The following is a 12,682-nucleotide window of genomic DNA, read 5'->3' as shown; positions in this document are numbered from 1 at the left end:
ACTATCCGCCCTCCCGCCGCCGCGCCGCTTCGAGCCGGGTCGGCGGCAGGAACTCCCGTACGTACGTGCGCTCCCAGCACGCGCCCGTCGCGCGCAGCTCGCGCCAGGTGGTGTACCGGTAGCGGTACAGACGGGCCCGCACGTACCGCGGCGGCCGGTCGGGGAAGGGGCAGTGGCGCAGCAGCCGCAGGGTGTCGCGGTCGCCCTCCAGGAGCCGCTCCACCAGCGGCCCGAACCAGGCGCGCGCGTACGCGGGGGAGAGCCCGGCGAACCACATCAGCCAGTCGAGCCGCAGATGGTACGGGGCGAACTGGCGCGGCCAGCGGCGCGGGTCGCCCGGCTTGCCCCTGAACGCGTACTCCCGCCACGCGGAGTCCCGCCGGGGCACCTCGTCCGCCGTGCCCTCGACGACCACCTCCTGGCGCACCCGGCTGACGCTGCCGAACGCGCCGTAGGCGTTGACCAGGTGCAGCGGATCGAAGGACGTGTTCATGATCTGCCGCCGCGACAGCATGTTGCGCGCCGGGCGGTGGCTCAGGGCGAGCAGCGCGACGGTGACGGCGATGACGAGGACCTCGTACCAGAGCGGGGGAGCGGCGAGGCGCGCCGGCGGGTCCGCCGCGTCGCCGAGGAAGAGGCGGAAGTCGACGGCGGACAGGGCGAGCGCGACCGTCAGCCAGTTCAGCCAGGAGAAGTTGCCGGAGAGCACCAGCCACAGCTGGGTGACGGCCATCAGACAGGCCGCGACCGTCGCCACCGGCTGCGGGGCGAAGAGGAGGAAGGGGACGACGAGTTGGGTGACGTGGTTGGCCGCGGCCTCCGCGCGGTGCAGCGGGCGCGGCAGGTGGTGGAAGAACCAGCTCAGCGGCCCCGGCATCGGCTGGGTCTCGTGGTGGAAGTACAGACAGGTGAGCCGCCGCCAGCAGGCGTCCCCGCGCATCTTGATCAGGCCCGCCCCGAACTCGACGCGGAACAGGACCCAGCGCAGCAGGAACAGCACGAGGACCGGCGGCCCGACGTCGTCCCCCGCCAGGAACACGGCGAGGAAGCCGACTTCGAGGAGCAGCGACTCCCAGCCGAACGCGTACCAGGTCTGCCCCACGTTCACGACGGACAGGTACAGGACCCACGGCAGCAGCCAGAGCGCCATCGCGGCCCCGAGCGGCAGCCGCCCGTCCACGCCCGCGAGGAGCGCGGCGGAGACCGCGCAGCCCGCCCAGGCGCAGCCCGCGAAGAACCGGTCCGAGTAGTGCAGCTGGAACAGGCTGGGCGCGGCCCGGAACGGCACCCGCGCGACGTACCGGGGCACCGGCAGCATCCCGCGCTCGCCGATGAGGGCGCGGAACTGCAGCGCCGCGCCGAGGAAGGCGACGAGGTAGACCGCGGCGAGCACCCGCTGGAAGACCAGCCGGCTCAGCCAGTACCCGTCAGCCGTGAACCACTCCACCCCACCATTGTGACGCTGGGTGAGCCACCGGTCCCGTCGGCCCGATCGGCGCGCGGCGGCCCCTAGGGCGTCACGAGCCCCGCCTCGTACGCGATGATCACCAGGTGCACCCGGTCGCGCGCCCCCAGCTTGGCGAGCAGCCGGGTCACATACGTCTTCGCCGTGGCCACGCTGATGCACAGGCGCTCGGCTATCTCGGTGTTGGACAGGCCGCCGCCGACGAGCGTGAGCACCTCGCGCTCCCGCTCGGTGATGCCGGTGACCTCCCGGGCCGGGGCGGCCACGGCCTGCGGGCGGACCGCGAACTCCTTGATGAGGCGGCCGGTGACGCTCGGCGCGATCAGGCCGTCCCCGGCCGCGACGACCCGCACCGCGCCCAGGATGTCGTCGAGCGCCATGTCCTTGACCAGGAAGCCCGACGCCCCGGCGCGCAGCGCCCCGTACACGTACTCGTCGTCGTCGAACGTCGTCAGGACGACGACCCTGGTGGCGCTCCCGGCCGCGGTGATCCGGGCGGTGGCCTCGATGCCGTCCACGCCGGGCATGCGGATGTCCATCACCACGACGTCGGGTGCGAGTTCCCCGGCGAGCCGGACGGCCTCGGCGCCGTCCCCGGCCTCGCCGACGACGTCGAGCCCCTCGGCCTCGGCGATGACCATGCTGAGGGCCGTGCGCACCAGGGGCTGGTCGTCGACGAGCAGCACGCGGACCGTCATCGCGCACCCGCCGGGACCGGGAGACGGGCCGCGACCCGGAAGCCGCCGCCGGGGCAGGGCCGCGCGGAGAAGTCGCCGTGCAGCAGGCTCACCCGCTCCCGCATGCCGAGCAGTCCGTAGCCGGAGCCCTGGCCGTCCCCGGCGCCGGTGCCCCTGCCTTCGTCGACCACTTCGATCCGCAGCTCCTTGCGGTGCCGCTCCACGGTCACCCGGCAGGACGCGGTGCCCGCGTGCCGCACCACGTTGGTGACCGCCTCCTGGATGATCCGGTACGCCGACACGTCGACCTCCGGCGGCAGCGGCCGGGGCGCCCCCAGCCAGCGCACGTCGACGCGGACCCCGGCGGCGGTCGTCCGGGCGGCGAGCCGGTTGACGTCCGCGAGACCCGGGCTCGGGTCGAGCGGCGCCGCGTCGGCGGTCCCGCCCGGTTCGGCCTGCCGCAGCGCGCCGAGCATCCGGCGCAGGCCCGACAGCGTGTCGCGGCTCGCGGTCTCCACCGCGCCGAGGGCGTCCCGCGCGAGCTCGGGCCTGGTGTCGATGACGCGCCGGGCGGCCCCGGCCTGGAGGGCGACGATGCCGATGGTGTGCGCGACCATGTCGTGCAGTTCGCGCGCGATCCGCAGCCGTTCGGCGGTGACCGCCTGCGCGGCCGCCTGGGCGCGCACCTGCTCGGCGTGCGCGCGGGACTCGTGCGTGGCCCGGCCGAGGAGCCAGGCGATGACGGCGGTGAGCGCGACGGTCAGCTCGGCGGAGGTGCCGACGACCCAGCCGCTCAGGAGCCGTACGGCGAGATAGGCGGCCAGGGTGCCGAGCGCCATGGCGAGGGCCACGACCCCGGTCCTGCGCGGCCGGAACGCGGCGACGAAGTACAGGGCGACGTCGACCGCGAGGAACTGCAGCAGCGGGATCTCGCCCACGCTCAGCGGCATCGCCCCCAGGGCGGAACCGGCGAGGAGCAGCGTGAGGCCCCGCAGCGGCCGGCGTTCTACGCGGACGCAGCCCGCCAGGGTGACGGCGGTGGCGAGCGCGAGGGTCACCAGGCCGTCCCACCGGAAGAGCAGCACGCCCGGCCAGACGGACGGCTGTGACTCGCCGGGAAGCCGGAACCGGAAGAGGAAGGTGAGCGCCGAGCCCGCGCCCCAGGCGAGCGCCATCCAGGTGGCCGGGGAACGGCGCTTGAGCAGGGGCGGAGCCGATGTCGCGGACATGCCCGGCATCGTAACCAGATGATCGACAACGGGCATCGGACCAGAGATGTACACCCACGGTCGACACCCGGGCCCCGCCAAGTGTCAGCCCCGGTCCGATGCCGAACGGCCCCCGTCGGCGGCACCGTTGTCCCCATGATCGAAGTCATGGAGCTGACGAAGCGGTACGGCCCCACCACGGCCGTCGACGACCTGACGTTCAGCGTGCGCCCCGGCCGCGTCACCGGGTTCCTCGGGCCGAACGGGGCGGGCAAGTCCACCACCCTGCGGATGATCCTCGGCCTGAACGACCCGACGTCGGGCTCCGTCACCGTCGGCGGCCGCGCCTTCCGCGAACGGCCGCGGGGCCTGCGCCACGTGGGCGCGCTGCTCGACGCGGGGGACGTGCACGGCGGCCGCACCGCCGCCGCGCACCTGACGGTCCTCGCCCGTTCCAACCGCATTCCGCGCCGCCGCGTCGAGGAGGTCCTCGCCGACGTCGGCCTCACCGCGGCGGCCGGGCGCCGCATCGGCGGCTTCTCGCTCGGCATGAAGCAGCGCGTGGGCATCGCCGCCGCGCTGCTCGGCGACCCGCCGGTGCTGCTGTTCGACGAGCCGCTCAACGGCCTCGACCCGGAAGGCGTGCTGTGGGTGCGCGGCCTGTTCCGGCGCCTGGCCGACGAGGGCCGCACCGTCTTCGTCTCCAGCCATCTGATGTCCGAGATGGAGCACACGGCCGACGACCTCGTCGTCATCGGCCGCGGGCGGCTCATCGCGGCGGAGGGTCTGGAGCGGTTCGCGGCCCGCGGCAGCGGAGCGGGCGTGCGGGTGCGCACGCCCCGCGCGGCCGACCTCGCGCAGGTGCTGACCGCGCAGGGCGCGACGGTGCGGCGGGACGGGCCGCGCCTGACCGTGACCGGTCTGGACGCGGGCCGGGTCGGCGACCTGGCCTGCCGCCACGCCCTGCCGCTGCACGAACTGGTGGCCCACCAGTCCTCCTTGGAGGAGGCCTTCATGGAACTCACCGCGGACAGCGCGGAGTTCCGCACCGGCGACGCCTCGACCGGCCCCGGCGCCCCCCAGTCCGGCATCGGCGCTCCCCTGTCCGGCCCCGGCGCCCTCACCGGCCCCGGCGAAGTCCCGCTCCGCACTGGTGAGGCCCTGGCCCGCCCCGGCGGGGACCTGCCCCGCACTGGTGAAGTCCTGGCCCGCCCCGGTGAGGGCCCGCCCCGCACCCGTGAAGCCCCAGCCCCTGTCGGCGGCCCCCTCACCCGCACCGGAGAGACTCGATGACCGCGCACCTCACCCTGCCCCGTGACGCCGCCGCCGAGGCGCCCGCCGAGCCCCGCGCCCGCTTCCGCGACCTGCTCGCCGCCGAGTGGCTGAAGCTGTGGTCGCTGCGCTCCACCCCGTGGACGTACGCGGTCGTCCTCCTCGCCGTCGTGGGCTTCAACGCGGGTACGGCCTACGACACCTACCGCTACTGGACGGCCCGCGACGCGCGGAGCCGGGCCGACTTCATCCAGGACGGCATCGCGCTCCAGGAGGCCTTCACCGGCAACGCCGCCACGATCCTCGTGCTCGCGGCCGGAGCCGTCGGCGCCATCACCGTGACCGGTGAGTACGGCACCGGGCTCATCCGCACGACGTTCGCGGCCGTCCCGGCGCGCCGGTCCGTGATGGCGGCCAAGGCGGCCGTCCTCGCCGCGGTCACGACCGTGCTCGGCGCGCTCATCGCGGTGGCGTCCTTCGCCAGCACCCAGGCGATCCTGTCCGGCCGCGACCTCGGCGTCCCCTTCGACCACCCCGGCGCCCTCCGCGTCATCACGGCCTCGGCGCTGCTGCTGCCCGTGGGCGCGCTCACGGGCATGGCGATCGGCACGCTGGTGCGGCACATGGGCACGACGATCGTCCTGAGCGTCGTCACGCTCCTCGTCCTGCCCGTGGTCTTCTCCTCCGACCGGTACTGGTCCGCGGTGGTGTCGCACACGATGCCGCTGGACGCCTGGCAGCGCCTGACGCAGCCGCACACCTTCGTGACCCCGTTCCCGTGGTCGACGGGCGGCGCGTGGACGGTGTACGCGGTCTGGACCGCGGCGGCGGTGCTGATCACGGTGGCGGGGGTGCACCGCAGGGACCAGTGACCGGGGCCGGTGCCCGTGAGCCGTGAGCCGTGAGCCGTGAGCGGGAGCGGCAGCGCGGGGCGGCGCCCGCGGGGGCCCGGCCTGGCCCGCGCCTTCCGTCCGGCTCGGGCCCCGGCCAGTCCGCGCTTCCCGCCCGGCTCGGGCCCCGCTTCTCCCGGGCGCCCGGCCCGTCCCGGACTCCCGCTCGGCCTGCCCCCTCCGGGCACCTGCCGGTCCTGCGCGGAGTCCGGCCCCGCTGCTCGCCCGTCCTGCCGGGCGGGCCGGGGCCCCTGCCCGGCGCGCGCAAGGGGCCTGCTCGGGGCCCCGCCCCGTGCTGCTGCCCCCTCCCGCCCCGGGACCCCGTCCCGCCCCGGGACCCCGCTCCGCTTGCGGGCCGACCGGTCCCGGTCCAGACAATAGGGGGCAATCTGCCCGGCGACAGGCGGGAGACACCCGTGGGCGCGACGCTCCGCACGTACGCGACGACCTTCGCGATAGCCGTGGCCCTGGCGGCCTCCGGCTGCTCCGGAGGCGACGGCGACACCACCACCAAGGACACCGCCGAGAGCGGGCGCGAGCTGTTCCTCCAGCCCGTCGCCGCCCAGGGCCCCGACCCGTTCACCGCGTCCACCGCCAGGGCCGCCGCGAGCCCCCCGCCCGTCACCCGTTCGCCGCAGCCCTCGCCCACCGGCTCCGCCTCGCCCACCGACCAGGGCCTGCGCTCCCTCGCGGGCGGCACACCGGGCCTGTACGGCGGCACGCACCGGCTCGGCAGCTGCGACGTCGGCCGGCAGATCGACTTCCTCACCGCCGACCGGGCCAAGGCCGCCGCCTTCGCCGAGGCGTCGGGCATCGCGCGGACCGGCATCCCCGCGTATCTGCGCGGCCTCACACCCGTCGTGCTGCGCGCCGACACCCGGATCACCAACCACGGCTACCGCGACGGGCACGCCAACAGCTTCCAGGCCGTGCTCCAGGCGGGCACCGCCGTCCTCGTCGACGACCGGGGCCTGCCCCGGGTGCGCTGCGCCTGCGGCAACCCGCTGAAGCCGCCCGTCGCCTTCCGCCAGGCCCCGCGCCACAGCGGCGAGCCCTGGAGCGGCTACCGGCCCACCCAGGTGATCATCGTGACCCCGGCGCCCCGCCCGATCACCCACATCACGATCGTCAACATCGTCAACAACACCTGGATCGAGCGGCGCACCGGCGACGAGGACGGCGGCGACGACCGCCCCGTACCGCCCCCGGACCCGACCCCCACCGGCCCCACGGACCCGACCTCGCCCGACGGGACGACACCGCAGGAGACCTCGCCCGACGCGACGACGCCCGACGAGAGCAGCGAGGAGCCCGACCCCACCGGCTCCGACGGCAGCCCGGAGCCCGACGGCACCGAGGAGGGCACAGGACCCGGCGAGGACACCACGTCCACGGACTGCCCCACGCCCGGCACCGGCACCCCCGAGGACGCCGTCCCGTCCCCGGTCCCGCCCGGCTGCCCCTCGCCCTCCGACCCGCTCCTGGAGCCGGACACCGCGACGCCGCCCGACGGCACCGGCGTGGTGCCGCCGCCCGGCCAGGACACCGGGCCCGGCGTCGGCGGGGAGACGGTGCCGGACGACCCCGGCCTGCCGGACGGCCCCACGGGCCCCGACGCCTTCGCCGGATGACCCGCGACGACCGCCGTCGGCAGGGGCGACGCCGTGCACATGCGGCCGCCCCCGCGGACGCCTAGCGTTGGCCCATGGACGCGGGCACGGAAGGTGTCGAGGCGGCCATGCGGCGCTGCTGCGACGGCTCCGCATCCGCCGCCACCCGCTGTTTCCTCGCCAAATACGGGCCCGGACTCGGCATGGGCAGCTTCGACTGGGACCTGGGCAGCAGGCTGCTGTTCCTGGACGAGGAGGCCCTCGCCCTGTTCGACCTGCGCCCCGAGGAGTTCGACAACCGGCCCGAGAGCCTCGCCGGACGGGTGCTGCCCGTCGAGGCCCACCGCCTCGACAGCCAGGTCTCGCAGGCCATGAAGGACGGCAGCCTCAACTACGGCGCGTACTTCCGCGTCCGCCGCCGCGACGGCACCCTGAACTGGACCCACACCCAGGGCCACATCCTGCGCGACGCCACCGGCCGCCCGCTGCGCATCGTCGGCATCGTGCGCGACGCCACCCGCGAGCTCAGCGAGCGGACGGCCCACCGCGAACGCGTCGAGGCCGAGGCGGACCGGCGCCGCCGTACGAGCATCGTGCGGAACACCACGGCGGCCCTCGCCCACGCCCGGACCGTCGCCGACGTCATCGACGTCCTCAGGGACCGGCACGGCCTGGCCAACCTCGGCGCGTCGAACATCGTCATGGGCCTCGTCGAGTCCGGGCGGATCCGCCTCGTCGCCGAGGGCCCGTCCGGCAGTTACGTGCCCGGCACCCGCGTCACCCGCGTCGACGAGCCGTACCCGATGAGCGAGACCGTGCGCACGCTCTCCCCGCGCTTCATCGAGTCGCCGGCCGACTTCGCGTCCTCGTACCCGATCCTGTGGCCGCACATCGAGCACCTGGGCATCACGGCCGCCGCCTATCTGCCGCTGATCGCGCAGGCCCGGCCCATCGGCGCGCTCGGCCTGCTCTACCAGGACAGGACCGGCTTCACCGACGAGGAGCGCAACGTCATCGTGGCGCTCGGCAGCAGCATCGCGCAGAGCCTCCAGCGGGCCATGTTCTACGAACAGGAGAAGGACCTCGCACAGGGCCTCCAGCAGGCCATGCTGCCGCGCACCGTCCCCGGCGTGCCCGGTGCCGACATCGCCGTGCGCTACCGCAGCGCGGCGCTCGGCCGCGACGTCGGCGGCGACTGGTACGACGTCATCCCGCTGCCCGGCGGCCGCGTCGGTGCCGTCATCGGCGACGTCCAGGGCCACGACACGCACGCCGCCGCCGTCATGGGCCAACTGCGCATCGTGCTGCGCGCGTACGCCGCCGAGGGCCACACCCCCGCCACCGTCGTGGCCCGCGCCTCCGGCTTCCTGCACGAGCTGGACACCGACCGCTTCGCCACCTGTCTGTACGCCGAGGCCGACCTGTCCACCGGCGTGGTCCAGCTGGTGCGCGCCGGGCACATCGACCCGCTGCTCCAGCTCACCGACGGCACCTGCCGCCGGGTGCCCGTCGACGGCGGCCTGCCGCTCGGCCTCTCCGCCGAGTTCGGGCGGCTCGACTACCCCGTCACGACCCTCGAACTCGACCCCGGCCAGACCCTGTTGCTCTACACCGACGGCCTCGTCGAGGAGCCCGGAGCCGATCTCGACGACGGCACCCGGGCCCTGGCCGAACTCGTCAGCACCGGCCCGCGCGACCTGGAACACCTCGCCGACCTGCTGTGCGGCAGCGTCGACGACGGCCGGGGCGACGACGACACGGCCCTGCTCCTGCTGCGCCGCGTCGCGGTGGACGCGCCGCGCTCCGGCGGACGGCTCCAGCAGCACGTCGCGCCCGGCGACCCCGACGGCCTCGCCGAGGCCCGGCACATGATCCGCGCGGCCGTCCGCGCCTGGGGCGCGCGGGACCGGGCCGACGAGATCGAACTCGCCGCCGACGAGCTGATCACCAACGCCCTCATGCACACCGACGGGCCCGCCGTCGTCACCCTGCGCGTCGTCAGCGGCGCCGACCGGCGGCTCCGCGTCGACGTCGAGGACTCCTCCAGCGCTCTGCCGCGCCTGCGCGAGGCCTCCGACGACGGCGTCTCCGGGCGCGGTCTGCTGCTCGTGGACCGGCTCGCGGACGTGTGGGGCGTGGACTCGCGGGGGAGCGGCAAGTGCGTGTGGTGCGAGTTCGTCGTCCCGGCCCGGGGCGCGGCCTGACCGGGCGTGAAGGAGATCACAGCCCCCGGCCGTCACGCTTTCTTTGCGCGGCGTGTCTCGATGGGCGGCCGGGGAACGAGCCCCGTGGCCGGTCGAGGAAGGGAGCCGCGTGGCCGAGGACGCCTTCACCGCACACCGCCCGCTGCTGTTCACCATCGCCTACGAGATGCTCGGCAGCGCCGACGACGCCGAGGACGTCCTCCAGGAGAGCTATCTGCGCTGGAGCGCGGTCGACCCTGCGGACGTCGAGCACCCGCGCGCCTATCTGGTCCGCGTGGTGACCCGGCAGGCCCTCAACCACCTGCGCTCGGTCCGGGCGCGCCGCGAGGACTACGTCGGCCCCTGGCTGCCCGAGCCGATCCGCACCGCGCCCGAGGTCAGCGACGACGCGATCCTGGCCGAGTCGGTGTCGATGGCCATGATGCTGGTCCTGGAGACCCTGAACCCCACCGAGCGCGCGGTCTTCGTGCTGCACGACGTGTTCGGCTACCCGCACGGCGAGATCGCCGCCTCGATCGGCAAGTCCGAGGTCACCGTGCGGCAGATCGCCCACCGCGCCCGCCGCCACGTGCACGCGCGGCGCCGCCGCTTCGAGCCCGGCTCCGCCACGACCCGCGATGTCGTACGGCGCTTCCTGCTCGCCACCGCGGGCGGCGAGGTCCAGCCGCTGATGGACCTCCTCGCGCCCGACGTCGTGGTGCTCTCCGACGGCGGCGGCAAGGCCGTCGCCGCCCGCCGCCCGATCACGGGCCGCGAGGACGCCGCCCGGTTCGCCCTCGGCGTGGCCCGCGCGGGCACCGACACGACCCGCTTCGAGCACGCCACCTACAACGGCATGCCCGCGGCCCGGTTCGTCGTCGACGGCGCGCTCGACTGGCTGCTCGCCTTCGAGATCCACGACGGCCGGATCACCGGCCTGTACGGCATGCGCAACCCCGACAAGCTGCACCGCGCCGGGACGGTGCGCGCCCTGGACCGGGGTGAGCGGAACCGCCCCGCGGATGCGGCGCGCGCCCCACGGCGTGAGGATGCCGAAAGGGGCACGCGGCTTGACGAGAGGTGAGCGATGCCGGAACTGCCGGAGGTCGAGGCGCTGCGGGAGTTCCTCGACGGCGAGCTGACCGGCCATGAGATCGTCCGCGTGCTGCCCGTCGCGGTGAGCGTCCTGAAGACGTACGACCCCCCGGTGACGGCGCTCGAAGGCCGGACCGTCACCGGGGTGGCCCGCCACGGCAAGTTCCTGGCCGTCGACGCGGACGGGCTGTGGCTCGTCACGCATCTGGCGCGGGCGGGCTGGCTGCGCTGGCAGGACCCGCTGCCGAGCGGCGCGCCCCGGCCCGGCCGGGGCCCGCTCGCGCTGCGCGTGGCCCTGGAGACCGGCGCGGGCTTCGACCTGACGGAGGCGGGGACGCAGAAGCGCCTCGCGGTGTACGTGACGGACGCGCCCACCGCCCTCCCCGGCATCGCCCGCCTGGGCCCCGACCCGCTGGCCGCCGACTTCACCGAGGAGCGCCTCGCGCACCTCCTGGCCTCCGAGCGGCGGCAGCTCAAGGGCGCGCTGCGGGACCAGAGCCTGATCGCGGGCATCGGCAACGCCTACAGCGACGAGATCCTGCACGCGGCCCGCATGTCCCCCTTCAAGCACGCGGACCGGCTCACCGCCGAGGAGACGAGCCGCCTGTACGCCGCCCTGCGCGCCACCCTCACCGCGGCCGTGGCGCGCGCCCACGGTCTGGCCGCCGCCCGGCTGAAGGCGGAGAAGAAGTCGGGCCTGCGCGTGCACGGCCGCACCGGCGAGCCGTGCCCGGTCTGCGGCGACACCATCCGCGAGGTGTCCTTCGCGGACTCGTCCCTCCAGTACTGCCCGACGTGCCAGACGGGCGGCAAGCCCCTCGCCGACCGGCGCACCTCGCGGTTCCTGAAGTAGCCCGCGCGCGGCGGCCCGCGCCCGGCGCGGCTCGGGTGGCGGAGAGGCAACCCCGGTCCCCTGTGCCGGGGTTGCCCCACGTCAGTGGGGGCGGAGGGTGAGCAGCCCGGCGCCGTCCGCGGCCCGTACTTCGAAGCGTTCGATGCGGTCGGGGCCGAGCCCCGTACCGCCGTGGATCGTCACGGCCCGCCCCGGGCCCCGCCACGTCATCACGGTCTCCTCGGCGCCGTCGCGCCCGACGGCGACGAGCGCGCAGACCCGCCGCCCCGCCGTGTCCCGCACCCGCAGGTCGACGGCGGTGCCCCCGGCGGAGGCGCGCGCGGTCAGCGCGGCGGCCAGCTCACCGCGCGCGTCGGTCGCCGCGGCGCGCAGCGGAGCGGGGCCGTCCGAGGTGAGCACGGCCGCCGCGGGGACGGCGAGGGCGAGCGCCAGACCGGCCGCGAGGGCCCCGAGCCACCGCCTGCGCCGGGCCCGGCGGCAGCGCGCGGCCTCCCCGATGAGCCGGTCGAGCAGCAGCGGGCCGGGCACGGGCGGCAGCGCGCGGCCGTGGGCGCGCAGCATCCGGGCGGGCAGGGCGATGTCGTCGAGGACTGCCCGGCAGCGCGGGCAGTCCGCGAGGTGGTCCTCGAAGCGGAAGGCGTCCGCCGGGTCGAGGACGCCGAGCGCGTAGGCTCCGGCGTCGCGGTGCCGCTCCAGGGACCTCATGGCGTTCCTTGTCGGTGGGGGTGCTCCGTGCTGCCCTTGGGTACGGAATCGGCCACCACATCGCTCAACGGACCCGCCGACCCACCGGTCGCCCGCGTGCGGCACGGCACCGGGGCGGCCGCGCACGGCCCCGCGGGTGCCCGCGCACGGCCCCGCCGGTGCCCGCCGCGGGCCGGTCAGAACAGCTGGATCGCCAGGTGGCCGAGCGGCAGGCCCAGCTGCCACGCCGGGGTCCACACCTTCGGCACGTCGTCCTCGCCGGGCCCGGGAGCGCCGCCGGGCACCGCGTCCAGGTCCGGTGCGAGGAGTTCGGTCTCCTCCAGCCAGCGCCACGCGGCCTCGGCGAGCACGAGGTCGGGGGCGGGCCCGCGCGCGGCCATCGCGTCGGCGGTGACCCCGTCCATGCGCTCGCGCACCCACTCCTGCCACGCCGTGTCGTGGGCCGTCAGGGACAGCCAGGTCTCCAGCTGCGAGACCACGCGGATGCCGGACAGCTCGCCGCGCGTGTCCGACAGGAAGATGGTGAGGGCGAGCGCGTCGCGCCCCGCCCTGTACTCGAACGACGTGGGCGGCATCAGGTCACCGGTGCGCAGCAGTTCGTCCGCGATGTACTCGGCGTACAGCCACGCCATCGGCACCGTCAGCTCGTCTCCGCTGGGGCCTCCGGTGCCGCCCGTGCTCTCGTGCAGCATCACGCTCCGCCTTCCTAGCTTTCGAGGCTCCG

Annotated in this window: 10 protein-coding genes and 1 pseudogene; 6 read left to right on the top strand and 5 right to left on the bottom strand. The window is 75.5% G+C overall.

Features of this window, described 5'->3' with window-relative positions; genetic code table 11:
• Position 1: 1 nt before the first annotated feature.
• The 3 genes from AC5WAM_RS06955 to AC5WAM_RS06945 form a co-directional block, all read right to left on the bottom strand.
• Positions 2-1,447 (bottom strand): lipase maturation factor family protein, encoded by a 1,446-nt coding sequence (locus AC5WAM_RS06955; RefSeq protein ID WP_495521990.1) that lies wholly within the window; start codon positions 1,445-1,447, stop codon positions 2-4.
• Positions 1,448-1,509: 62 nt separating this feature from the next.
• Positions 1,510-2,163, bottom strand: a complete 654-nt coding sequence (locus AC5WAM_RS06950) for a response regulator (protein WP_495521989.1) — start codon at positions 2,161-2,163, stop codon at positions 1,510-1,512.
• Complete coding sequence (locus tag AC5WAM_RS06945) at positions 2,160-3,371, bottom strand: sensor histidine kinase (protein ID WP_366793887.1); 1,212 nt, start codon at positions 3,369-3,371, stop codon at positions 2,160-2,162. The genes AC5WAM_RS06950 and AC5WAM_RS06945 overlap by 4 nt, the downstream gene beginning before the upstream one ends.
• Positions 3,372-3,506: 135 nt before the next feature.
• Here AC5WAM_RS06945 and AC5WAM_RS06940 point away from each other — a divergent pair.
• The 6 genes and pseudogenes from AC5WAM_RS06940 to AC5WAM_RS06915 form a co-directional block, all read left to right on the top strand.
• Positions 3,507-4,406 (top strand): annotated as a pseudogene (locus AC5WAM_RS06940) (ABC transporter ATP-binding protein); the annotation flags it as partial.
• A gap of 233 nt (positions 4,407-4,639) precedes the next feature.
• On the top strand, positions 4,640-5,494 hold the full coding sequence (locus AC5WAM_RS06935; RefSeq protein ID WP_495521988.1) for an ABC transporter permease: 855 nt from the start codon (positions 4,640-4,642) through the stop codon (positions 5,492-5,494).
• Between the two features lie 434 nt (positions 5,495-5,928).
• A complete protein-coding gene (locus tag AC5WAM_RS06930) occupies positions 5,929-7,143 on the top strand; it encodes a DUF6777 domain-containing protein (protein ID WP_495521987.1) in 1,215 nt (404 codons plus the stop codon).
• A gap of 74 nt (positions 7,144-7,217) precedes the next feature.
• Positions 7,218-9,326, top strand: a complete 2,109-nt coding sequence (locus tag AC5WAM_RS06925) for a SpoIIE family protein phosphatase (RefSeq protein WP_495521986.1) — start codon at positions 7,218-7,220, stop codon at positions 9,324-9,326.
• Between the two features lie 109 nt (positions 9,327-9,435).
• A complete protein-coding gene (locus AC5WAM_RS06920; protein WP_495521985.1) occupies positions 9,436-10,389 on the top strand; it encodes an RNA polymerase sigma-70 factor in 954 nt (317 codons plus the stop codon).
• Positions 10,390-10,392: 3 nt separating this feature from the next.
• The gene (locus AC5WAM_RS06915; RefSeq protein WP_366793881.1) at positions 10,393-11,253 is read left to right on the top strand and encodes an Fpg/Nei family DNA glycosylase; all 861 of its coding nucleotides are present in this window, start codon (positions 10,393-10,395) and stop codon (positions 11,251-11,253) included.
• Positions 11,254-11,334: 81 nt separating this feature from the next.
• Here the strand turns inward: AC5WAM_RS06915 and AC5WAM_RS06910 are convergent, their stop codons facing one another.
• Both AC5WAM_RS06910 and AC5WAM_RS06905 read right to left on the bottom strand, forming a co-directional pair.
• Positions 11,335-11,958, bottom strand: a complete 624-nt coding sequence (locus AC5WAM_RS06910; RefSeq protein ID WP_495521984.1) for a zf-HC2 domain-containing protein — start codon at positions 11,956-11,958, stop codon at positions 11,335-11,337.
• A gap of 176 nt (positions 11,959-12,134) precedes the next feature.
• Positions 12,135-12,650, bottom strand: coding sequence for a hypothetical protein (locus AC5WAM_RS06905; protein WP_495521983.1), 516 nt, complete (start codon positions 12,648-12,650; stop codon positions 12,135-12,137).
• Between the last annotated feature and the right edge of the window lie 32 nt (positions 12,651-12,682).

Source organism: Streptomyces sp. JLYT201 (assembly GCF_059448825.1).
The sequence above is the reverse complement of the archived record's forward strand: the minus strand, read 5'-3'. Positions and strand labels throughout refer to the sequence as shown.